We start from the raw sequence: 23,825 nt of genomic DNA, 5'->3' as shown, positions 1-23,825 counted from the left end.
CGCACCAAAAAAACTACCTTCAGCCTCGCGATGAACTGAGATAAGAGCTACAGCGCTCGCACTCTGATAATCAAAAATAATGAAGAAGCGAGGTTCGATATGCGTATACGCCACAGAGGGCGGAACGGCCTTCTTGCGCCCGTGTTTTCCCTGATCACCAGTTCGGCATTGTTGATGTTCGGTGCCGCAACCTTTTCTCCGCCAAGCCAGGCTCAACAAAATAATCTTGCGACCGGTGCCTCGGTCACTGCGAGTACGGCGGATCTCGCCGCAAGTAATGCCGTCGACGGTGACAACGGCACCCGCTGGGCCTCGGCCGCACAGACGGATCCCTCCTGGTTGAGCGTGGATCTCGGCCAGCCCTACAACCTGAATCAGGTGGAAATTTTCTGGGAGGCGGCAAACGCGGAGACCTATGAAATTCGCGGCTCCAACGATGGCAGCCAGTGGACCACCCTGTCGACCCAGACCGGCGGTCAGTTCGGTCACCGCACCGATACGGTGCCGGTCAGCGGCGCCTATCGCCATGTGCGCATTCACGGAATCACTCGCAGCGCCGGCAATTACTGGGGCTACTCCATCTGGGAGCTGGGCATTTATGGCTCACCGGTAACTTGCGACAACGGCTGCGTGGTGGAGCTGGACGGGAGCACGGCACAGGCCCGTGTGACCGGGGGCGATATTGTTGATGCCCATTACTCGGTGAATGGCGGTGGTCAGCAGAATGTGCGCATGCAGCAGAATGGCAACCTGTGGACTCACAATATTCCCAACCTGTCTGCGGGTGATGTGATTTCCATTTACTACACCAAGATCACCGGTGGTGTTGGGGAAAACCTGCCTGCCACTCAGTTTACATTTTCCGGGCAGGGCGGCAGCTCTTCCTCTTCTTCTTCATCGTCCTCTTCGTCGTCTGGTGGCGGCTCGGGAAGCTCGTCTGGCGGTTCGTCTTCCAGCAGTTCCTCGTCCGGCAGTTCCTCGTCTGGCGGCTCATCGGGCGGGAACCTGGGCAATATTGTCCCGCTCTATAACAGCAGTACGCCGCTTGAACCGGCGATCCAGTTTGAAACCGGCAACGCGCTGGTTACCCGATTTTCAGATCGCGCGCGGGATCGCCATGCCAAGGAAGATCACTTCCAGGCCTACGATCATTACCTCAGCTTTTACTGGGAAGACCGTACCGCTTCCATCGAAATTATTGATGAGGTCGCCAAAGGCGGAAACACCGTGCGGATGAATGTGCGCACCCAATTCAAGCTGAGTGATACGGAGGCGGAGAATCGCTGGTTCTATCGCGGTGTGGGTACGGTGGCGGAATACTGCGATAACGGCGTGATGCAGGTTGTCGATCAGTACAACTATTTCAAGGAGCGCAGCTTCAACTGCCGGCAAAACCGGCCGATACAGGTGGGTGACAAGCTGGAGTTTGAAATCAGCCAGTTCCTGGATGCCAGCGTGCCCAACGGCCGGGCAAATTATTACGGTACCACTTTCCTCTACATCGTTGGTGAAGGTCTGGTGTCCTGGGATGTGGGTGGTGCCACGCCGTTCGGTGGCATCAAGGATTCCTTCAAAATTCCGGAGCGAGCCTGGTTGGGCGGTAATACAAGTATCCATGCTTCAACTTCCGGAGAGACAGATAACCACTTTATGCAGATGGCAACAAATATGGGCTACGACAATGCTCAGCCATTTATGCGCGGACGTCGCGTGCTGCACACCTCCGCCGTGGATGGTTTGCACGATGAAAAGCCACTGGAAAACCCTCCACTGCAGGATATGGTCGGTCTCGCGGGCCCGCATTACATCAATGATAGTTGTGCCAGTTGTCACGAGCGCAATGGCCGCGCTGCGCCTGCGCCTGTTGGCGAGCCACTGGAAAAGTGGACGTTTAAAGTCGCAGATGCTAACGGCAACCCCGACCCCTATCTAGGCAGCGCCCTGCAACCCCAAGCGCGCGACGGCGCAGCGAGTGAGGGCTCCGTTTCAATTGCTTTCTGGAGTGAACAGAACGGTTTGCGTTCACCCAATTACGCGTTTACTGGGGTCACGCCTGCACGTTTTTCTGCGCGTATCGCGCCGAACCTGGTGGGCATGGGCCTGCTCGAAGCGATTGCCGAGAGTGACATCGTCGCGAAGGCAGATCCCTCCGATAGTAATGGCGACGGTATCTCGGGGCGACTCAATCGCGTAGTGGACCCGGAGACTGGCGAAACCCGCCTGGGTCGATTCGGCTGGAAGGCCGGCGCAGCTAGTATCCGCCAGCAACTTGCACGAGCATTCAATACCGATATGGGGGTAATGACATCCGTATTCCCGCAGCCCGATTGCGGTAGCAGTCAGACAGACTGCGGATCTGCGGGTGCCGAGCTGGCGGATGCACACCTCCAGGACCTCACCAAATATGTTGCCCTACTGGGTGTGCGGCCGCAGCGAAACTACGATGATCCTTCGGTACTGAATGGTGAGCAATTATTTACCTCTGTCGGTTGTGCTGGCTGCCATACGCCAAACCAGCAAACCAGCGCAAATCATCCCTTCGCGGAATTGCGCAGTCAGACCATCCATCCCTATACCGACCTGTTGCTGCACGATATGGGGCCGGGGCTGGCTGACAATCTCGGTGAAGGCGAAGCCAGCGGAGCCGAATGGCGTACCGCACCGCTGTGGGGGCTTGGGCTCTCTGCCTGCGTGACCGGCGGAGTGGAAAACCCTATCGGTGGACAGGGCAACGAAGTTTGCACGCCGGAACACAGCTATCTGCACGATGGCCGTGCGCGCACTATCGAAGAGGCGATCCGGTGGCACGGCGGTGAGGCGCAGTCATCAAACAATGGCTATCAGGCATTGTCTGCGACGCAAAAGCAGGACGTTTTGAACTTCCTGAATTCGCTGTAATTCTTGTTGTTTTCATTCGAGTAGAGGGCGCGGAAAAACCGCGCCCTTTTTTAATCCCCCATATTTTTAAAAGGCACGGCCCATATTGGTTTTTTACCGAATGTGGGGCGACTTTTGCTGCGAACAATCGTCATATAAGCGGGCTCTCGATAACAGACCGCAGAAAAAACAATAACCACACAAAAAGGAGACAGCGATGTCCAGATTTCTGTTCCGCACCACAACCCTTGCACTGGCCATGGCGGCCACCGCATGCGGCGGGGGTGGCGCCAACGGCAATGATGACAATGAGGAACCGGTCGACCCACCGGTGGTGGATACTCGCCCCGAGCAATGTCTGGAGGACCCCGTGGCTTCCGGCTACTGCCTGGTTTGGCAAGACGAGTTTTCCGGTGACACGATCGACGCCGGAAAATGGTCCCACGAAAAAAACTGTACCGGTGGTGGCAACAACGAGGCACAGTGCTATACGGACGCGCCGGAAAATTCCTGGGTTGCCGACGATATTTTGCATATCAAGGCGATCCGCGAAGATGCCACCGGCCCCAATCGGGTGGATGATGACCCTGAATACGATCCCGCAGATACGTCCGGGAGTGGTTCCTATACCTCTGCACGCCTGCGCACCAAAAACCTCGGCGACTGGAAATACGGGCGCTTCGAAATGCGCGCGAAGCTGCCTTTTGGTCAGGGTTCATGGCCGGCATTCTGGATGCTGCCCACCGAGTGGGTCTACGGCGGCTGGCCGCTGTCCGGTGAAATCGACATTCTCGAAGCCGTCAACCTGAAGGTTGGTGGCGAGGACCATATCCACGGCACCCTGCATTATGGCGACTCCTGGCCGTCCAACGTATACACCGGCGAGGCCTACCAGATTCCCGGCGGTCTCAACCCCGCAGACGATTTCCACACCTACGCGGTGGAATGGGAAGAGGGCGAAATCCGCTGGTATGTGGATGGTGACCACTATGCCACCCAGAAGGCCGATGGCTGGTACACCACCGCCGCACTGGACAATGCCAATGCGCCATTTGACCAAACCTTCCACCTGATACTCAATCTGGCGGTGGGTGGTGACTGGCCGTCCAATGTCAATGATACCGGTATCGACGAGAGCGCCTTCCCGCAGGAATACCAGGTCGACTATGTGCGGGTTTACCAGTGCACGGAAGATTTCGACACCGGTAAGGGGTGTGCCAGTACCGACGGTGAATTTGTGAGTAATCCCGGTATCACACCGCCACAGGCTCCGGACAATGATGGTGATGAGCTGCTCGTGTTCGATGGCGCGGCCAAGGCGCCTTACCAGTGGTACACCTGGACCGCATTCGGTACGGTCGATTTCGAAGTGGCCGATGGTGGTGGCGATTACGCAGACGTGGGCCAGATCACCTACAACACCGATCAGGGTATTGGTTTTTTTCAGTCCGAAGCCACCTACGACCTGAGTGGCTACAGCTTCATCGAATTTGACCTGCGGGTTCTGGCGGAACCGGCGGATGCTGGTTCCGCATCGCTGACGTTTCGCGCCGACTGCGTTCACCCGTGTTCATCCGGAGATTATCCGCTGGACATGCCCGCGGTGGATCAGTGGACCCATTTTCAGATCCCAATGCTGGAGCTGGAACAGGGAGGGCTCAACACCGCCAGTGTAAACACCCCCTTCGTCATCTCCCCCGGTTGGGACAATCAGATGGGTGCGGTTCTGCAGGTGGATAACATAAAACTCACCAAATAACTGGTCCCGACACCGTCCCATTTTGGTATTCCGGGCCGTTTTGCAAGGTGGTCTGCACCATTTTGCCTCGGGAATTCAAAGTGGGACGACCCTTTTCAGGGCAACCCGTAAAAAGAACACTGGAAAAGCCGGGTCTACGCGGGACTGTCATCTGACAAAGTCGACCAGCCGGCGAAAGAAAGTCACAAGAAGATTCAGAAGAATAATCGGGTCAGAAAATGATGGGAGTGTTGCGGTGATGAGAAAGCGAATTTTACTGGGGGTCATCTCCGGTCTGATAGCTGGCGGCGGACTCGCCGGCTGCGGTAAACAGGAAATGACCACCGCGCCGAAAACGGAAGACACCAGCGCTGCCAGCGTTAACGATACCTGGCCGCAGCTGGCCAGCCCGATCAAAAAAGATCCAGCGATCGAAGCGCGCATTGACGAGCTCCTCGCCAGGATGACCGTCGAAGAAAAGGTCGGTCAGATGGTGCAGGTGGAAATCCGTACCGCCACCCCCGAAGAGGTGAAGGAATACAACATCGGCTCCATCCTGAATGGTGGCGGTGCCTTCCCCTACGACAACAAGCACGCGACCGTAGACGACTGGGTCGCGCTGGCAGACGAATACTACAAGGCCTCCGTCGACACCAGTGACGGTGGAGTCGGTATTCCCATGATCTGGGGTACCGACGCCGTGCACGGTCACAACAATGTGATCGGCGCGACCCTGTTCCCCCACAACATTGCCCTCGGCGCTACCCAGAATCCCGAGTTGATGCGCCAGATCGGCGCCGCCACGGCAGCGGAAGTGCGCGCAACCGGTATCGACTGGATCTTCGCGCCGACCCTCGCGGTCGTGCGCGATGACCGCTGGGGCCGCACCTACGAATCCTATGCCGAAGACCCGCAGGTTGTGTACAACTACGCCGGCAAGCTGGTGGAAGGCCTGCAGGGCAGCGCCGACAGCGAAGAGCTGCTGCACGGCAAACACGTCATCGGCACCGCCAAGCACTGGCTTGCCGACGGCGGTACCAAGAACGGCATCGACCGCGGCGATGCGGTGATGAGCGAAGAAGAGCTGGTTGCGATCCACGCTCAGGGCTACTTCTCTGCAATCGAAGCCGGTGTTCAGTCGGTGATGGCCTCCTTCAGCAGCTGGAACGGCGAGAAGATGCACGGCCACAAATACCTGATGACCGATGTGCTGAAAGGCCGCCTGGGCTTCGACGGTTTTGTGGTGGGTGACTGGGCCGGCCATCAGTTCGTTAATGGCTGCAGCACCGACAGCTGCCCGCAGGCGATCAATGCCGGTCTGGATATGTTTATGGCGCCGGACCCGAGCTGGAAACAACTGTACGCGAATACCGTGGCTCAGGCGAAGAGCGGTGAGATTTCTGCCGAGCGTCTCGACGACGCCGTGCGCCGTATCCTGCGGGTAAAAATGCGCTCCGGCCTGTTCGAGGCGGGCTTGCCGTCGGAACGCGCCAACGCCGGTGACGAATCCCTGATCGGTGCCCCCGAGCACCGCGCCATTGCCCGTCAGGCGGTGCGCGAGTCCCTGGTGCTGCTGAAAAACAACGACAACCTGCTGCCACTGGCGCGCGATCAGCGCGTACTGGTCGCCGGCGACGGTGCCGACAATATCGGTAAACAGTCCGGTGGCTGGAGCATCACCTGGCAGGGTACTGGCAACCAGAACAGCGATTTCCCCGGTGGCACCTCCGTCTACGGTGGTATCGCGGAAGCCGTGGAATCTGCCGGTGGCACCGCGGAACTGTCTGCAGACGGTAGCTTCGAGCAGAAGCCGGACGTGGCCATTGTGGTGTTCGGTGAAGACCCCTACGCAGAAATGCAGGGCGATGTGTCCAACCTGGATTACCCGGGCGAAAGCGATCTGGCGCTGATGCAGCGCCTGCAGGAGCAGGGTATTCCGGTGGTTTCCCTGTTCATTACCGGGCGCCCACTGTGGACCAACCCTGAAATCAACGCCTCCGATGCCTTTGCCGTGATCTGGCAGCCGGGTACCGAAGGTGGCGGTGTGGCGGACGTGATCTTCCGCAAGGCCGACGGTGAAGTGAATTATGACTTCAAGGGCCAGCTGACGTTCTCCTGGCCGAACGACGCCCAGCCCACCCTGCGCAACCCCGGGGAGAACGAGGAGCTGGCGCAGTTCAACTATGGCTATGGTCTGGACTACGAGAATCCGGTACAGATCGCTGCACTCTCCGAAGAAAGCGGCCTGAAAGCATCCGATGGCAACGAAGCGCTGGCGGTCTTCAACGGTCGCGCTCTGGATCCATGGAGCTTCCAGGTGACCGACGCCGGGAATAATCAGTCGGAAATTACCAGCAGTGTTGCCAAATTGCAGGGCATCAGCGTGCAATCCGTTGACCGCAAGGTACAGGAAGACAGTCGTCGCCTGCAGTGGAGTGGTGAAGGCAATGCAGTGGCCGGCTTCTTTGCCAACAGTCGTACCGACCTGTCCGTATATCTGGGCAACCAGGGTGCACTGATTTTTGATGTGAAGGTCGACGCAGCGCCCAGCGACGCCGTCAGCCTGGGCATGTACTGCGGTCAGGACTGCGGTGCAGAGCAGTCCATTACCGACGTGCTGAAGGGTGCGGCACCGGGCGAGTGGAAGACGGTCACCGTTGATCTGCAATGCCTGGCCGCAGGTGGCACAAAAATGGATATGGTGCTGTCTCCTTTTTACGTGCGCACCGCCGGCAAGCTGGACCTGACCATTCACGATATCCGTATCGCGTCCCAGGCAGAAACCGACATTCACTGCGGTTGATCAGCCAAACGTATCCCGGCCCTTGGAGGCCGGGATCCTGACAAGCATGAACGTCAAAAAATAATAAACGCCGGATAACCGGTAACGACAAAGTAACTGTCAAGTAACTATTAAATAGCTATCAAATAGCTATCTGGCAGTACCCAGCAGATAGAAGTACCCCAAAAGGCAAAAGAAAACCTGCGTTGTTTGCAGGCATTGTGGAGGACCCCAGTATCTCCGCAATGGCTTTCTGCGCCCTGAAGAAAGTCTCCGACAAGGATCGAGCCGAGCTGTACCTTCCTGTCCGGTCAATGATGCAACCGAAGTACGATGGGAGAACATTCAATGGAAAAGAGCACGAAAACTACCAGTTTATCCTGCTGTAAACGCGGGTGGCTGGGTGCACTCTGCCTGGCGCTGCAGCCGATGATTTCCGCCACGGCGTTCGCACAGACAGAACCGGTCTGGTCGGATGAATTTGATGGCGAGCAGATAGACCGCAGCGTATGGACCTACAACACCGGTGGCAGTGGTTTCGGCAACGGTGAAATGCAGTTCTATACCGCATCCCAGAACAACGCCTATATCGAAGACGGTAACCTGGTAATCGAGGCGCGCCGGGAAAATTATGAAGGCAAGCCGTTCACCTCGGCGCGCCTGCACACCAATGGCCGTTTTGGTTTCAAATTCGGCACGCTGGAAGCCCGTATCAAGCTGCCAAAACTGGACAATGGCCTGTGGCCGGCGTTCTGGATGCTGGGTGACAACTATGGCGTAGATGGTTGGCCGAAGTCCGGTGAGATCGACATCCTAGAGGCGGGCTTCAAATCAGCCATGGAAGACGGCAGCGTGAACAACGCGGTTTCCGGCGCGGTGCACTGGTGGCATGAAACCGGCACCTGGAGCGATTGGCTGCAGGCGTCCCATTCCCAGCATGTGGTACTCGCCGACCCTCTCTACACGGACTACCACACCTACCGACTCGATTGGACCCCGGAGGAAATTATCATCTCCGTGGACGACACCAGGGTTCTCACCATGGACACTAGCGACCCGGCACTGTCGGAGTTCCGCGACAACCCCATGCATATTCTGCTTAACCTCGCAGTGGGCGGCTGGAATTTTGTAGAGATTACCGACCCCGCACAGATCACTGCGGACTTCCCGGCAAAAATGTATGTGGACTACGTGCGCCTGTATGCCAATGAGCATACCGAGCTCGAGGTTGCCGCTGAAGACTATATCAGTGGTGATTTCGGAGTTCTTACCGAAACCCACCCGGTCGAAAATACCCTGAACTGGGAAGACAACACCAATCTCTATGTATGGAGCAATATGCAGGACAGTTCTCCGGTGCCGTTTGAGGGCAGCGAAGCACTGGGCTTCACCGTACAACCGGGTAACTGGTGGGGCATGGGCCTGCTGCATCCGGATTACAACCTGCACAATTACAAGCACGGTACCTTGCAGTTTGATATGCGTGTCGACAGTGACGTAAATATCGAGGTCCACATGATGAGCACCGCTGGTGGTCAGGGCACCGTAGTGCTTGCCAACGGCGGCGACCAGTACGGTCTGGTGCGCGATGGCGGCTGGCATCATGTGACGATTCCGCTGTCGAAATTCGGCGGTGTGGATATGGAAACCGTACAGACCCTGTTTGCGATTTCTGGCCCGGCCCCAGCATCGGCGTTTGAAATTGCCGTGGACAATATTTATCTCACGGAAAGTACGCCGCTACCGGCGCCGCAAAATGGCAATTTTGGAATCTATACCGAAACTGCGGCCAACACCACAGCTGGAGCGCTTCTCGAAGGGCAGGATAGCGACCTGTTTATCTGGGAGGGTACTCTGAATCTTGCTCCGGCCACGGCTGCTACCAGCGCCCCGGAAGGGGAAGCAGCACTCAATTTTTCGTCGACCGGCAAGGGCTGGTTCGGAATGGGCTTTGCCGCACGCGAAGGATTTGATCTCAGTGCCTTCGATAACCATGAGGCAGCCTTGCATTTTTCGATGCGTACCACTGATCAGACCGAGTTTCGTGTCGGCCTGAAGAGCGGCAACGTACAGAATATCGGCCAGACCTGGGTAACCTTTGCCCCGGGCAATGACCCCTATGGTTTTGTGCGCGACGGGCAATGGCAGGATGTGGTTATCCCGATGTCTGATCTGTCCGGAGATCTGGAAATGACGGATATGCGCCAACTGTTCCAGCTGCTTGGCTTCGGCGAAATCAGCGACCTCTCGATTGACAATATTTATCTTTCCGGAGGAGCCAGTAGCGAGCCGGACGGAGATGTCTGTAAGCCGGTACGTTGGAAAAAGGGGGCGCGTAAATGTTTGCCAATCCGTGGCAAAAAACGCGGCTGGGATAAAGGCAAGCCGCCATTTATAGCCGTTCCTTAATTAGATTATAGAAGCGCAGCGGTCGCGACCCGCAACTCTGCATGCCAGTCTGTCAGGTGTGCAGAGGTCGCAGTGCGTAAAAAATATAAAAAACGCATGATGGGATTAACATGAATACCTCAAAAAAATCGAAGTTAAAAAATCGGTTGCTACTGACGGCTGCGTGCCTGTTGGCACAACCGGCGATTTTCTCTTCTGTTAACGCGCAAACAGCGCCAATCTGGGCAGATGAGTTCGACAGCGAGCGGCTAAACCGCGAAACCTGGACCTTCACGACCGGTGGCGATGGTAACGGCAATGGTGAACTCCAGTACTACACCGCGTCTCACAAAAATACCTACCTGGAAGACGGCAATCTGGTAATCGAGGCGCGCCGGGAATCCTACGAAGGAAAGGAATTCACCTCTGCAAGGTTGCACACAAACGGTCGAGTGGGCTTTAAGTACGGCACACTGGAAGCCCGTATCAAACTGCCCAAACTGGACAACGGCCTTTGGCCGGCGTTCTGGATGCTCGGCAATAATTTCGGTGTCGATGGCTGGCCCCAGTCTGGCGAAATCGACATCATGGAAGCGGGTTATAAATCCGCTATCGATGATGGCACGGTAAACAATGCAGTATCCAGTGCATTGCACTGGTGGCACGAATCCGGTGACTGGAGCGACTGGCTGCAGGCCGACCATGCAGAAGATGTCCTGCTGGAAAGCACCGTCTACGAGCAATACCACACCTACCGGCTGGACTGGACACCGGAAGAGATCGCCATTTCCGTGGACGATATTCCGGTGTTGACCATGGATATTACCGATCCCAACCTGTCGGAGTTCCGCGACAACGCCAATCACATTCTGCTCAACCTGGCAGTAGGTGGCTGGAATTTTGTCGAGATTGAAGACCCGGCACTGATCACCGCCGACTTCCCCGCGAAGATGTATGTCGACTACGTGCGTTTGTATGCGAATGAGTACACCGAGCTTGAAGTGGCGAGTGACAGTTACTACAGCGGTGACTTCGGCATCATGACCGACACTCACCCGGTGCTGGATGCATTCGACTGGGGCGACAAAGCCAACCTCTACATCTGGAACAACATGACCAGCGTGGCTACCAACCCCGCGGAGGGCAGCACGGTATTGTCCTATTCCGTAGCGGCGGGTGATTGGTGGGGCATGGGCCTGTTACACAAAGACTACAACATGCGCAACTACGCGCATGGATACCTGCACTTTGATGCCAAGGTAAATTCCAATGTGGATATCGAGGTGAATATGGCCAGCACCTCGGGCGGCGATGCCAGTGTGCTGCTCGCCGAGGGTGGTGAGCAGTACGGTCTGGAGCGCGATGGCGAGTGGCACAAGGTGTCGATTCCGCTATCCCAGTTTGGTGGCCTGGATATGGAGACGATCAAAACCTTCTTCAGTGTTTCTGGTCCTGCACCGTCGGAAGATTTTGAAATCGCCTTTGACAATATCTACCTCACCGAAAGCGTTGCCCTGGAAGCGCCGGAGTATGGAAATTTTGGTATTTTTACCGAAACCAGCGCGAACATGACCGCGGGTAATTTCGGCTTCGGCGTCAACGGTGATCTGTATGTGTGGGATGAAACCCTGACGCTGAATACCGGTGATGTACGGGAAGGTAACTCTGCGCTGAATCTCAGCTCTACCGGCAAAGGCTGGTTTGGGCTGGGTCTGACCGCGCGCGAGGGGTTCAACCTTACCGCATTTGACAACGAAAACGCCGCGCTGCATTTCTCGATGAGAACCAGCGATCAGACCGAGTTCCGTATCGGCCTGAAGGGAGGCAATGTCAACGATATCGGCCAGGCCTGGGTCAGCTTCAAACCCGGCGCGGATCCCTACGGTTTTGTCCGTGACGGCCAGTGGCACGATATCGTAATTCCCATGAGCGACATTGCACCGGATCTGGACCTGTTCGATATGCGGCAGGTTTTCCAGTTGCTTGGTTTTGGTGAGGTGATGGACCTTTCCATCGATAATATCTATCTGTCCGGTGGCGAGCAGGCACAAGATCCCGGCACCGATGGTGAAGTGGTCAACCGTGCGCCGGTGGCTGCAGTAAAGCCGTCGGTGATGGGCGGCCCTGCCGGTACTACTGTGACCTTTGATGGCACAGCGTCAACCGATGTGAACGGCGATATCCTCACCTACAGCTGGGATTTCGGTGACGGGATCACTGCCGAGGGCGCAACCGTTTCCCACACCTATGCAGACAACGGCAGTTACCGCGCGGTATTGACCGTTAACGATGGGCAGGCCACGGATGCCGCCGCGACAAATATTTTTATCGCGGACAATTACGGCGCAGCGAAAAGCAGTAAGCGTGGGCTGGGTTACGGGCATCATTCGGTAGAAGACTTTGAGGTAATGTCCCAGGGAATTTCCTGGTGGTACAACTGGAGTCACACGCCGGACGTGCAGATTGCCGATATCTACCAGAACTATGGTGTCGAATTTGTACCCATGGCCTGGAACGGCGCCTTCGACGATCAGGCAATGCGCGATTACATCGCCGCGCACCCGGAAGTGAAATATATTCTCGCCTTCAATGAGCCGAACTTCATCGACCAGGCCAACATGACACCGTCCCAGACCGCTGCCGAGTGGCCCCGTCTTGAGGCGATAGCCGACGAGTTTGACCTGGATATTGTCAGCGTAGCGATGAATTTCTGTGGCAATTGTGTCACCGAGAACGGTACCACCTACTACGATCCGATCGATTACTTCGACGATTTCTTTGCCGCGTGTCCTGACTGCCGTGTGGATGCCATGTCCATTCACGCCTATATGCCGGATGTGGGCGCCATCGAGTGGTACGTGGATCTGTTCAAGAAGTACAACCGGCCCATCTGGCTCACGGAGTTTTCTGCCTGGGAAGACACTACCACCGAAGCGGACCAGCAGAAGTTGCTGATACAGACCGTCGATTACCTGGAAAATGATCCCGACGTAGCTCGCTATGCCTGGTTCACAGGTCGCCGCAATGGCCACCCGTACAACGGTCTGTTTGACTACCGGCAGTCCGGAGTATTGACCGAACTCGGTAACATCTACGTGAACATGCCGGTACACGGTGCCGCCAGTGTGCACAATCTGCCGAACAAAATTCAGGCGGAAGCCTATGGCAGCATGAGCGGTGTACGTGTGGATAAAACCAGTGATACCAGCGGTTTCCTCGATATTACTGAAACGGCCGCCGACAGCTGGGTGGAGTACAACCTGGTGGGCAAGGCTGGCAATGCAGAGCTGCAATTGCGCGTGGCTACGGAAGCGTCAACCAGCATCGAGGTAGTGATCGACGGTGTCAGCCAGGGATCTGTAGCCGTGCCGGCTACCGGCGGTGTCTGGGATACGCTTTCTACTAGCCTTAATCTGAAAGACGGTGCACAAAAACTGCGCCTGGTATTCGCCGGTACGGTGCAGCTCAACTGGCTGGATATCGGTGGCGTCAGTGTTGATCCAGAGCCTGTCACCAATCTGGCATTGGGCAAAAATACCGCGGTATCCTCCATGGAAAACGGTGACCTGAGCGGTGCCGCCGCAGTGGATGGGGAGTTGGGAACACGCTGGTCCAGCGCCTGGAGCGATCCGCAATGGATCTCCGTGGATCTCGGCAGCGTGTCTTCCATCGACAGTGTGGTACTGAAGTGGGAAGCGGCATACGGCCGCGCCTATGACGTGCAGGTGTCTGACGACGGTCAAAGCTGGAATACCGTTGCCAGTGTCACCGACAGCGATGGCGGTGAAGACGTACTTGCGGACCTCAATGCCAGTGGCCAGTTTGTGCGTATCTATATCAACGAACGCGCTACCGGCTGGGGGGCCTCGCTGTGGGAACTGGAAGTCTATGGCAGCGACGGTGGTACCACTGAACCCCCTTGCTGCGAACCGCAACCCGGCGGTGATCTGGCACTGAACAAGCCTGCCAGCGCCTCGTCTGTAGAGGGCAATTACTGGTTTGCAGAATACGCCGTCGATGGTGACACCTCGACCCGCTGGGCGTCTGACTTCAGCGACAGCCAGTGGTTCCAGGTGGATCTCGGTGCGGTGTACAGCCTGAGTCAGGCGGTACTGAACTGGGAAGCTGCTTACGGCAAAGCCTATGAAATCCAGGTGTCCGATGATGGTAGCAACTGGACGACGGCGGCGAGCGTCAGTGATGGTGGAGGCGGTGTGGATCAGCTGAACCTCAACCCTGGTTCCAGCGGCCGTTATGTCCGCATGCTGGGAATCGAGCGCGGCACCCCCTACGGTTATTCCCTGTGGAGCTTTGAAGTTTACTGACAGGGCTGCCGGTCAAAAAAAAGGGCACCATACGGTGCCCAAAACGCCTATCAAACAAGATGATCAGATGGTCTGATCTGTTGGGAAAATCGGCTGCCCTCAGGGAATGAACGCTTTCTCGAACTTGGCTACATAATAGGGTGGGCGGTCGAGGAACTGCGCCCAGCGGGTGTCGCCATCGAGGTAGGTTTTCTGGAAAGCCAGTGCCAGCTCGCCCACAAAGCGGTTGGCATCTTCCGGCCCGCCCCAAACAAAATGTCCGGCATTGGACGCCTCATAGAACAGCTTGGGTACACCGTAGGGGATATTGCGGTATACACCGTCACTCTGCCCAAGACCGCCGAGGGTAGTGTTGTCCAGTGCACCGTTGAACAGGATGGTCGGAATGCGGGTGTTGCGGCCGCTGGAGTCGAAATCGACGGCGGTCAGGTTGTGGCCCGCGAACGACATGGCGGTTTTCAGGCCGCTGTATTCCGCGGAGCTGATCCAGGTCGCACCGCCGCCCATGGACCAGCCGGTGGCACCAAAACGGCTGGTATCCAGCTTGCCCCGCAGAGGGCTACCCCAACGAGTATTCTCACCTTTCATCGCATCCAGCACATCCTGCTGCTGACGCGCGCGTGAATCCACCGTGTCATAGATGGTCCGGCTATCCATGGTCACCATTACGATACCGTGGGAGGCGAAGAAGGGACCCCAGTCCCGGTACCAGATTTGGGTGCCGGTATATGGGGGAGTGAATACCAACAGGGAATAGGGTGGTTGTGCGTTGCGCGGATAATACACGGTGGCGCCACCGGGGGTTGAGAAGTACGGCATGGTGTAGCTGTCATAACCGTAGGGACCATTACCACTATAGTTTCCCGGTGTGTCTTCGTAGCGACAAATGGCGTCGGACGGGCAGCTCTGTGCCTGTACTGCTGCGCTGGTAAAAAAGCCACCCAGAATCATGCCCAGGGTGGGCAGTAGGGTTTTTATGAGTTTTCTCTTCATCATAATCGGATTAGCCTCGTTATTTCTTGGATTTATTCTCGGCCGAATGCGGTCTGGCCCATGTGCTCTTGGAAATTTTGCTCTTGGTTTTTTTATGTGAGCTGGAATGCCGCGAGCTGTTGGAAAGGTTAGGCCGGGCGGGCAATTTGCAGAAAGCACATTAAGCACCAAAAAGACGTTACTCTGTGCTCTGCTGTTACTGTGGCGTTATTTTCGTTTTATGATCTAAAAATATTGCTTGCAGGCGCTGCCGCGATGGTAGATTTTTGCTTACATGTGATTGGGTGGACTCTCCAATTTCTGTACAAATTACCTGGAAGGTAGTGCTGTGAAAATTTTCATTACCTGTGCGGTTATTGCATCGCTGTTGGCTGTTGCTATTACGATTTATTGGCCCGGTTCCGGCGCATCGAAAACGGGCAAAACCTCAGTTCAGCAGACCGAGGGCGGGCCTTTGGTTAAACGGGTCGTTGCTGATCGATTGGTCGCACCCGAAACGCCGGAAGCTGAAGAAATTCCGCGGCCGGAAGATAAGCCTATGCCGCAAGTGCCCGGCAAAGTAGGGCCTGAAGTCAGCGGCCTGGATGCGCTAGAGATTTACGACGTATTGCTGACCCTGAATTTTTCCGCCGACAACCAGTTGTTGGTCGACCGCAATACCAGAGCAGTACTGCAAATGATGTATGACCAACTAGGTGATCCGGTGGATGAACAGCGAGAGGAAAACCTGCAGGCCCTACTGAGGGAGGCCCTTCCACAAGAAACGGCCCAACAACTGCTCGACCTGTTGCAGGACTATTCCGCCTATACCCAGGCAGTGGACGACCTGCGCCGTACGCAAGCGGCGAGTGCTAGCAGTGGCGCGGTTGATCCACTGCACCACTACGATCAGGTGAAAGCATTGCGTCGCAGTTATCTGAACGAAGAAGTCGCGAGCGGGATGTTTGCGGAGGAAGAGGCACAGCTTCCGTATATGGTCGAAGCCATGGCGGTGACGCGCGACCCGAATCTTTCACAGGAGGAGCGGGCGCAAAAACTGGCCGCGCTGCAGGCTGAGTTCAATGATACGGCGATTCGCATGAACTCGCCGCTTGCCGCGAAGGTGCTGGAGGCGAAGGTGGCGCGGTTGCGTGCCGAGGGCGCCAGCGAGGCCGAGATTTTTGCGGTGCGCAATGAGGTGCTTGGCAGTGCTGAAGCGCAGCGGCTGGCGGAAGCCGATCAGGCGGAAGACGTTCACCAGTGAGCGCCGGGTAGTGAGTGCAGCCGGCGCCTGGGGGCGGAATTCAGGACGCGTCAGCCGCAGCTAGCGCCTGCTTGCGGTATTCGGTGGGCGACATGCCTACAAGACGGCTGAAAAACCGGTGAAATGCGGATTTGCTGTTGAAGCCCGATTCCAGCAGCACGTCCAATACGGTCATGTCCGCCTTTTCCGGATCAGACAATAGCGCCTTGGCAGTCTCTACCCGGTAGCTGTTCACAAATTCGAAGAAGTTGGTCCCGAAGTGCTTGTTGATAACCGCGGAGACTTCTTTGGCGGGCAGGTCGATCCGCTCGGAAAACTGTTCCAGGTTCAGGTTCTTTTTCAGGAAGATGCGGTCGCCTTCCATTGCATTGCGTACTTTGGCAATCGCGGGCTCTGATGGCTCTTCCTCACTGCTGGTTTCACGGGTTTCCTCCTCCGGCTTGGTGATCAGCAGCTGGTGCGCATAGGTCAGGCTGTAGGCAAAAAACGCATTGATCAGGATAAACGCCAGATAGTTGTCGGCGATGCCCATATAGTCTGCCACCACATCGCTGGAGAACTTGGCGACTACATGGACCACCATGGTCCAGGACCAGGCGATACAGACCCCCCAGGTCAGTGCGGAGAGCCAGTGCAGTTCGGTTTCGGAGAAGTGGGAGTATTCATCTTTCAGTGCATGCCGGTAACGCCGGATTCGCAGCAGCGCAGCGACCGCATAGGCAAAAGGTACCAGTGAAGCGAGATCCCAAACGAATTCGATGGCGGTGGAGGGCAGGGACTGGCCCGCATCGGATGCATGCCGCAGGTCATTGCTGGAGATACTGAAGAATGCAATGCACAGGAGCCCCACCAGCGCCGGTAACAAATGCAGGATGTGACGGTGATTGAGGCTCAACTTTTGCTGGGTCAGTGAGCACACATACAGGTAAATGGCTGGTCCCTTCAGCAATAGGGCGGCAAACAGCAGGTAGGGAAGAAGGGTCTGCTCAAACCACGGAGCCAGGGAAAACTGGTCATTCCACAATATCAGTGTGCAGGCCGAGGCAACCGCGATAATCAGTAGGAACGCGGTCAGCAAGCGACCGTCGTGCCGGGCACGGGTGGGCAGGATCGACTGGAATACCGCCAGAAGCAGGCACTCGGCCGCGGTCATCAGCAGCACCACATCGTGGATATTGAAGATATATTGTTTCATTGCATCGTCGCCGAATGGAATTTCGTTCTTATGATTTTTTATCGCTCTTCTGAGGGGGAGTATATGAGAATTCCCGCCGCGGGAGGAGCGCAGCCGGCCAGTATTGTCCTGCGTCCCCAATCCCGGTCACTAAAAATCGGAAAGTGACACCGCCCAGTTTACCGGTTTTGCCAAAGTGGGGCGACGCTGCCCAGGCCCTTTCGGCACACTGACTACATCGGGTGTTAGCAAAGCCGGCGCGGTGGAGGGATATAGCAGTTCTACCTCGGCGAATCCCTCGGCGCTGGTTGCCCGACATCATCTCTCTTCATCCCGCTAGTTGGTCCTTTCTCGTCGACCTCCCGTAATAGCTGGACCGGCAGGTTTCCCCTGCCGGTATTTTTTCCTACCCCCGCTGTCGCGTCTTACTGGCTGAGCCTTGCCCGGGGCAAGACCTGTCCGCTTGTAGGGTTCCACAGAACCGTTCGGTCTGTAGATGATGCTCCGGGCGCCTCATCCCCCCGAATTTGTGACCATTAGGTGAGGGGAGGGCTGGAGTTTTCGTCGGCAAATCATTACCTTATACCGCCATTTTTTCAGGGTATCTGTCTGCTCGTGCAGATACACTGTAGGAGCTGCCACAGTGGCGGTTCTCGCTGTATACAGAACGTGTAAGGAAAGCGTCATGACCAGAATCGTCGCGGATATCGGCGGAACCAACGCCCGCTTCGCCATTGCCCACTCGCATCTGGGAGGGTACCGGCTGGAATCCATCCATGTGGTGAATTGCGCCAAATTTGGCGATTTCTACGCTGCCCTTGGCCAGTGGCTGGAGGGGCTGGATGGACCGCAGCCGACGGAGGCTTGTATTGCCGTCGCCGGGCCGGTGGAAAAGACGCCGCAAGGTGGACGGGTGACCATGACCAACCTCGGCTGGGATATCCGTGCTGAAGAGCTGTGCGCCCGTTTCTCCCTTGAGCGCGCTCTGGTGGTGAACGACTTCGCGGCGCTGGCTTTGTCGCTGCCGCGTCTCGGCGCTGACGACAAGTGGGCGTTGCGCGATGTACCGGCCGAGGAAAATGGCTGCATGTCTGTACTGGGGCCGGGTACCGGCCTCGGCGTGGCGGCGATTATTTTCGAGGCGGGACGTTACCGGGTGGTCCCAGGGGAGGGCGGTCACGCCAACCTGTCGGCCGGCAGTGAGCGTGAGCTGGAGCTGTTGCAGATTCTTGCCCGCGAACAGATGCCGGTATACAACGAGTATGTGCTGAGTGGTGGCGGCCTGGTCAACCTCTATCGTGCCGTCTGTGCCCTGCATGGCCGGCCAGCGGAAGACCTGACGCCGCCGGATGTCAGCGGCCGCGGCCTTGCAGGCTCGGACCCGCTGTGCCGCGAGACCCTGATCGACTTCCTCAACTTCCTCGGCAGTGCTGCCGGTGACGCGGCCCTCTACTATGTCGCCCGTGGTGGCATATTCCTCGGCGGAGGTGTGTTGCCTCGAATCGAGTCGCTGTTGCCGGAGAGTGAGTTCGAGCAGCGTTTCACCAATAAAGGGCGCCTGGGAGACTGGCTAAAGGGTGTGCGGGTCGAGGTCCTCAAGGCTGGTTACCCGGCCCTGATCGGTGCGTCTGCCTGGCTGGAGCGCTGATCCGCCCCGCACCCCCTCGTCTGTTTTCTCCCAATCTCTCCCAAATCCTTGGATATAACCACTGTTCAAAAAACACACAGTGGTTATAATCCGCCGCCATGGTGAACAACCGTTGGCCCCTCCTCCTCTGTCGGCCGCGGCTTCTCCCCCCTCCTCCCCCCCCGGGGGTGGAGGATAAGGACATCGGGTATGCCTAGGATGGCACTACTCACCATAACGATAAGTCCAAGGGAGAAGATGATGAGTCTGACTAACAAACGTTTCCGACCGGCACTGCTGTCTGCAGCTATTGCCGCGTCCGTGACTTCCATGGGTGTGTTTGCTCAGGAAGATGAGAGCACCAATTCGCTGGAAGAAATCACCGTTACCGGTTTCCGTAAGAGTGTTATGGACTCTATCGGTACCAAGCGCGATGCCAAGGCCGTTGTTGAGGCCATCTCTGCCGAAGATATCGGCAAACTGCCGGATTCCTCCATTGCTGAATCCCTTGCCCGCCTGCCGGGTCTGGCTGCCCAGCGTCTGGACGGCCGTGCTAGCCGGGTGACCATCCGGGGCTTTGGTGAAAATGAAAGCGCCACTACCTTCAATGGTCGTGAGCAGGTTTCTATTTCCGATAACCGCGGCGTTGAGTTCGATCTCTACCCGTCCGAGATCATGAGTGGCGTCACCGTCTACAAGACCCCGACTGCCAGTCTGGAAGCGGATGGTGTTGCCGGTGTTATCGACATGCAAACCATCAAGCCGCTGGAGCGTGGCGAGCGCGTTGTCCAGTTCAACGGCCAGTATGAGATGACCAGCTTCGACAAGCTGAACCCGGACGGTGAAGATTCTGGCCAGCGTGCCACCATTTCTTATATCGATCAGTTCGCTGACGATACCATCGGTGTTGCTTTCGCCTACAACTCTATGAGCTCTCCGAACCAGGAAGAGCGCTGGAACGCTTGGGGCTACCCGGAATTCACCGCAGAAGACGGCCAGACTTACTCTATCCTCGGCGGCGCCAAGCCGTTCGTGCGCTCCTCCGTACTGGAGCGTGACAGCGCGATGCTGGTGGTTGAGGCTCAGCCCAACGAAAAACTGCACATGACTTTCGATGCCCTGTACGTGGACTTCTCAGACGAGAAAATCCTGCGTGGCATCGAGATTCCCTTCGCATGGGGACAGGGTTCCATCAGCCCTGAGACTGCGGTAGTGGATCCGGAGTCCGGTTTTATTACCCAGGCTACTACAGAAGGCCAGCGTGTCGTTGTTCGTAACGATATGGAAACCCGTGATGCAGAGCTGAACTCTTTCGGTTTCAACACCAAGTTCGACGTTTCTGACAGCCTGCAGCTGGAATTTGATGCGAGCCACTCGGCGGTAGAGCGTCAGATCTGGAGCTTCGAAAGCTATGCCGGTACCGGCCGTGGCGATTCCGAAGGTGTGGCCGACGACCTGACCTACTCGTTCTCCGGCGGAAACACCGGTGCACAGTTCGACCACAACCTGGACTACAGCGACTGGAACCTGATCCAGATGGGCGGCCCGCTGACCTGGGGTTGGAGTTCCGCACTGAACGACAGCCTCGGCATCACCGGCACTCCGCTGGAAAATACCGGACAGGACGGCTTCCTGAACGCTCCGGAAATCGATGATGAGCTGACCTCTCTGAAGCTCGCTGCCTCTCAAATGGTTGAGGTGGGTATCATCAATGAGATTTCCTACGGCGTGTCCTACCGCGACCGCGAGAAGACCAAGAAATCTGAAGGCTACTTCATGACTCTGTCTTCTTTCCCGGACATGCAGGTTGTGCCGGAAGAGTATCGCCTGGGTAGCGTATCCCTGGACTTCATCGGTATGGGTGACATGATCGCCTATGACGCTGCAGCGATGCTGAACGATGGCTACTACAGCCTGCTGGCAGAATCCCTGACCAACAGCAGCCACCTGACCAAGTCCTGGTCTGTAAACGAGACTGTGACTACTGCCTTCGCGCAAGCCGACTTCGAGACCGAAGTTGCGGGCATGGAGCTGGGTGGTAATTTTGGTCTGCGCTATGTGTACACCGAACAGCAGTCCTCTGGTGCGGCCGGACGTCCGGATGCCAACGGCATTATCCAGACTTCACCGACCGATCTTTCGCACGATTACAACCACCTGCTGCCGAGCCTGAACCTGGCACTGTCTATCGACGAGCAGCAGACCCTGCGTTTCGGTGCGGCCCAGACCATTTCGCGCGCGCGCATGGATGAAATGAACTCTTCCCTGTCCGTGGGTTACAGCGAAACCCCGAACGCGGAAGGCTACAACTGGACCATCAGCGGCGGTAACCCGGAGCTGGAGCCGAAGGAAGCCACCGGTGTGGACCTGTCCTACGAAAATTACTTCGTGGACGACGGCTACTTCTCCGTGGCCCTGTTCTGGAAGGACCTGAACAACTGGATTTTCGACGGCAACTACGAAGTTGACCTGACTGGCGTTACCGACCCGGTAAGCGGACAGGTTCCACAGAACCCGATCGCATTCGGTTCCGGCAAGATCAATGGCGGTGGCGGTACCCTGCAGGGTTACGAGCTGTCCGTGTCTCTGCCGTTCCATGTGTTCAACGAGAATCTGGATGGTTTCGGTCTGCTGGCTAGCCACACTGGTGTTAGCTCTGACATCAAAGATCCGAACGGCAACGATTACGAGCTGCCGGGCCTGTCTGACAGTATCCAGACCATGACCCTGTACTTCGAGAAAATGGGCTTCTCCGCGCGCACCAGCCTGCGCAAGCGCTCTGACTTCAAGGGCGAGGTATACGGCATTGGCTTCGACAGCCAGCAGGTTGACGTAGTGGGCGAAACCCTGGTTGATGCGCAGATCGGTTACGACTTCGCAGAATCCGGCATCGGTGGATTGGAAGGTCTGTCTGTGTTCCTGCAGGGACAGAACCTGACTGACGAGCCGTTCACCACTCTGAGTGGCGATAACTCGCTGCAGGTACGCGACTACCAGAGCTACGGTAGCACTTACCTGCTGGGCTTCAGCTACAAGCTGTAATCCTTCGTAGTTAGTCTCACGGAAAAGCCCTTGTAATCTTTGGTTACAAGGGCTTTTTTTATGGTTTAACGGGTAAACCAGACTATTAATATAGTGTCAGTTTTCGCAGGCAACACGGGCAGAGGTAGCGAAATTGAAAAGCACAACGATAAGAAACCTGGTTATTCTCGGCGGCGGTACTGCCGGCTGGATGACTGCGGCCCTGATGGCCAAAGTGCTGGGCAGGGTAGTGAGCATCACGCTGGTGGAGTCGGATCAGATTGGCACGGTGGGCGTGGGTGAGGCCACCATTCCTCCTATCCAGAACTTCAATCGCGCATTGGGCCTCGACGAGCGGGAGTTTTTACAGGCGACCAAAGGCACGATCAAGCTCGGAATCCAGTTTGAAAACTGGTCGCGTCAGGGGACGCAATACATGCACGCCTTCGGCGGCATCGGTAAGAACTTTCCTTTCTGTGATTTCTATAATTACTGGCTGCGCGCGCGGGCAGCGGGTGATACGTCTTCCCTGTGGGATTATTCGCTGAACTGCCAGGCCGCACTGGCAAATCGCTTTGCTCCCCTCAACCAGATTCCCAATACCAACTTGCCGGGAATCTCCTACGCCTATCATTTTGATGCCGGGCTTTATGCGCAATTTCTGCGTCGTTACGCCGAGGAAAAAGGTGTAAAGCGAATTGAGGGTAAGGTTTGCGATGTGGCCAGCAACAGTGATTCCGGATTTGTCGAAAATCTGAAACTGGAAAGTGGTGATATCGTTGAGGGGGATCTCTTTGTCGACTGTTCAGGCTTTGTCGGCCTGTTGATCGACAAGGTGGTGGGCAGCGAATACGAGCAGTGGGGCCAGTGGCTTCCCTGCGACCGCGCGATGGCAGTGCCGAGTAAATCTGCCGAACGTATTGCGCCCTATACCCGCTCCATCGCTCACACCTGTGGCTGGCAGTGGCAGATCCCGCTGCAGCATCGCACGGGTAACGGGCTGGTGTATTCCAGCAGCCACTGGAGTGATGAGCAGGCGCAAGACGTGCTGTTTGGCAACCTGCCCGGTGAACCCCTGGCGGAACCGCGCATCATCCCCTTTAAAACCGGCCACCGGCCCGAGCAGTGGAAAAAGAATGTGGTGAGTCTGGGACTTGCCAGCGGATTTCTGGAGCCTCTGGAAAGTACTTCCATTCACCTGGTGCAGTCTGCCGCTACACGGCTGATCAAGTGCTTTCCGCATCGCGGCATTCGCGAACAGGAAGTAGCGGAATTCAACCGTCAGTCCCGGGTGGAGATGGAGCGGATCCGCGACTTCATCATTCTGCACTACAAGGCAAACCAGCGTCGAGACAGCGACTTCTGGCGCGACTGCGAAGAAATGGTGGTCCCTGACAGCTTGCAGGAAAAGATTGACCTGTTCCGCAGCACCGGCAAGGTCTTCCGGGACTACGATGACCTGTTCACGGAAGTTGCCTGGCAGCAGGTGCTGATTGGCCAGGGTGTACTCCCTGAAGATCACCACGTCATTGCCGAGGGACTGAGTGAGGGCCAACTGAAAGATCTTCTGCAGAGTCTGAAAACCCTGGTCCAGGGCACCGTTGCACAAATGCCTTCGCACGAAGCGTTTTTATCCGGCCGTATGCACTAACAGGGG

12 protein-coding genes are annotated in these 23,825 nt (G+C 56.8%); 10 read left to right on the top strand and 2 right to left on the bottom strand.

Features of this window, described 5'->3' with window-relative positions:
- Window positions 1-99: 99 nt before the first annotated feature.
- The 6 genes from GTQ55_RS15625 (at window position 100) to GTQ55_RS15600 (ending at window position 14,110) form a co-directional block, all read left to right on the top strand.
- Window positions 100-2,898 carry a di-heme oxidoredictase family protein gene (locus GTQ55_RS15625; RefSeq protein ID WP_237567720.1) on the top strand — a complete coding sequence of 933 codons (2,799 nt, stop codon included), beginning with the start codon at window positions 100-102 and terminating at the stop codon, window positions 2,896-2,898.
- Window positions 2,899-3,094: 196 nt separating this feature from the next.
- A complete protein-coding gene (locus GTQ55_RS15620; protein ID WP_161859564.1) occupies window positions 3,095-4,636 on the top strand; it encodes a glycoside hydrolase family 16 protein in 1,542 nt (513 codons plus the stop codon).
- Window positions 4,637-4,874: 238 nt separating this feature from the next.
- Entirely contained in the window at window positions 4,875-7,418 is a 2,544-nt protein-coding gene (locus GTQ55_RS15615; protein WP_161859563.1) for a glycoside hydrolase family 3 protein, read from the top strand.
- 185 nt (window positions 7,419-7,603) lie between these two features.
- Window positions 7,604-7,786: a hypothetical protein gene (locus tag GTQ55_RS15610; RefSeq protein ID WP_161859562.1), complete on the top strand. Its 183-nt coding sequence runs from the start codon at window positions 7,604-7,606 to the stop codon at window positions 7,784-7,786.
- Window positions 7,746-9,806, top strand: coding sequence for a glycoside hydrolase family 16 protein (locus GTQ55_RS15605; protein WP_237567719.1), 2,061 nt, complete (start codon window positions 7,746-7,748; stop codon window positions 9,804-9,806). The genes GTQ55_RS15610 and GTQ55_RS15605 overlap by 41 nt, the downstream gene beginning before the upstream one ends.
- A gap of 110 nt (window positions 9,807-9,916) precedes the next feature.
- On the top strand, window positions 9,917-14,110 hold the full coding sequence (locus tag GTQ55_RS15600) for a glycosyl hydrolase (protein WP_161859561.1): 4,194 nt from the start codon (window positions 9,917-9,919) through the stop codon (window positions 14,108-14,110).
- Between the two features lie 99 nt (window positions 14,111-14,209).
- Here the strand turns inward: GTQ55_RS15600 and GTQ55_RS15595 are convergent, their stop codons facing one another.
- Window positions 14,210-15,106 carry a dienelactone hydrolase family protein gene (locus GTQ55_RS15595; RefSeq protein WP_161859560.1) on the bottom strand — a complete coding sequence of 299 codons (897 nt, stop codon included), beginning with the start codon at window positions 15,104-15,106 and terminating at the stop codon, window positions 14,210-14,212.
- A gap of 535 nt (window positions 15,107-15,641) precedes the next feature.
- On the opposite strand from GTQ55_RS15595, the gene GTQ55_RS15590 reads away from it, so the two are divergent.
- Window positions 15,642-16,346, top strand: coding sequence for a lipase secretion chaperone (locus GTQ55_RS15590; RefSeq protein ID WP_161859559.1), 705 nt, complete (start codon window positions 15,642-15,644; stop codon window positions 16,344-16,346).
- Window positions 16,347-16,386: 40 nt separating this feature from the next.
- On the opposite strand, the gene GTQ55_RS15585 is transcribed toward GTQ55_RS15590, so the two are convergent.
- Window positions 16,387-17,541, bottom strand: coding sequence for a helix-turn-helix domain-containing protein (locus GTQ55_RS15585; RefSeq protein WP_161859558.1), 1,155 nt, complete (start codon window positions 17,539-17,541; stop codon window positions 16,387-16,389).
- 664 nt (window positions 17,542-18,205) lie between these two features.
- Between GTQ55_RS15585 and glk the strand changes: the two genes are divergently transcribed.
- The 3 genes from glk (at window position 18,206) to GTQ55_RS15570 (ending at window position 23,819) form a co-directional block, all read left to right on the top strand.
- Complete coding sequence (glk, locus tag GTQ55_RS15580; RefSeq protein WP_161859557.1) at window positions 18,206-19,168, top strand: glucokinase; 963 nt, start codon at window positions 18,206-18,208, stop codon at window positions 19,166-19,168.
- A gap of 240 nt (window positions 19,169-19,408) precedes the next feature.
- On the top strand, window positions 19,409-22,189 hold the full coding sequence (locus tag GTQ55_RS15575; RefSeq protein ID WP_161860213.1) for a TonB-dependent receptor: 2,781 nt from the start codon (window positions 19,409-19,411) through the stop codon (window positions 22,187-22,189).
- Between the two features lie 133 nt (window positions 22,190-22,322).
- On the top strand, window positions 22,323-23,819 hold the full coding sequence (locus GTQ55_RS15570) for a tryptophan halogenase family protein (RefSeq protein WP_161859556.1): 1,497 nt from the start codon (window positions 22,323-22,325) through the stop codon (window positions 23,817-23,819).
- Window positions 23,820-23,825 lie beyond the last annotated feature (6 nt).

The organism is Microbulbifer hydrolyticus (genome assembly GCF_009931115.1).
GTDB lineage: Bacteria > Pseudomonadota > Gammaproteobacteria > Pseudomonadales > Cellvibrionaceae > Microbulbifer > Microbulbifer hydrolyticus.
The sequence above is the reverse complement of the archived record's forward strand: the minus strand, read 5'-3'. Positions and strand labels throughout refer to the sequence as shown.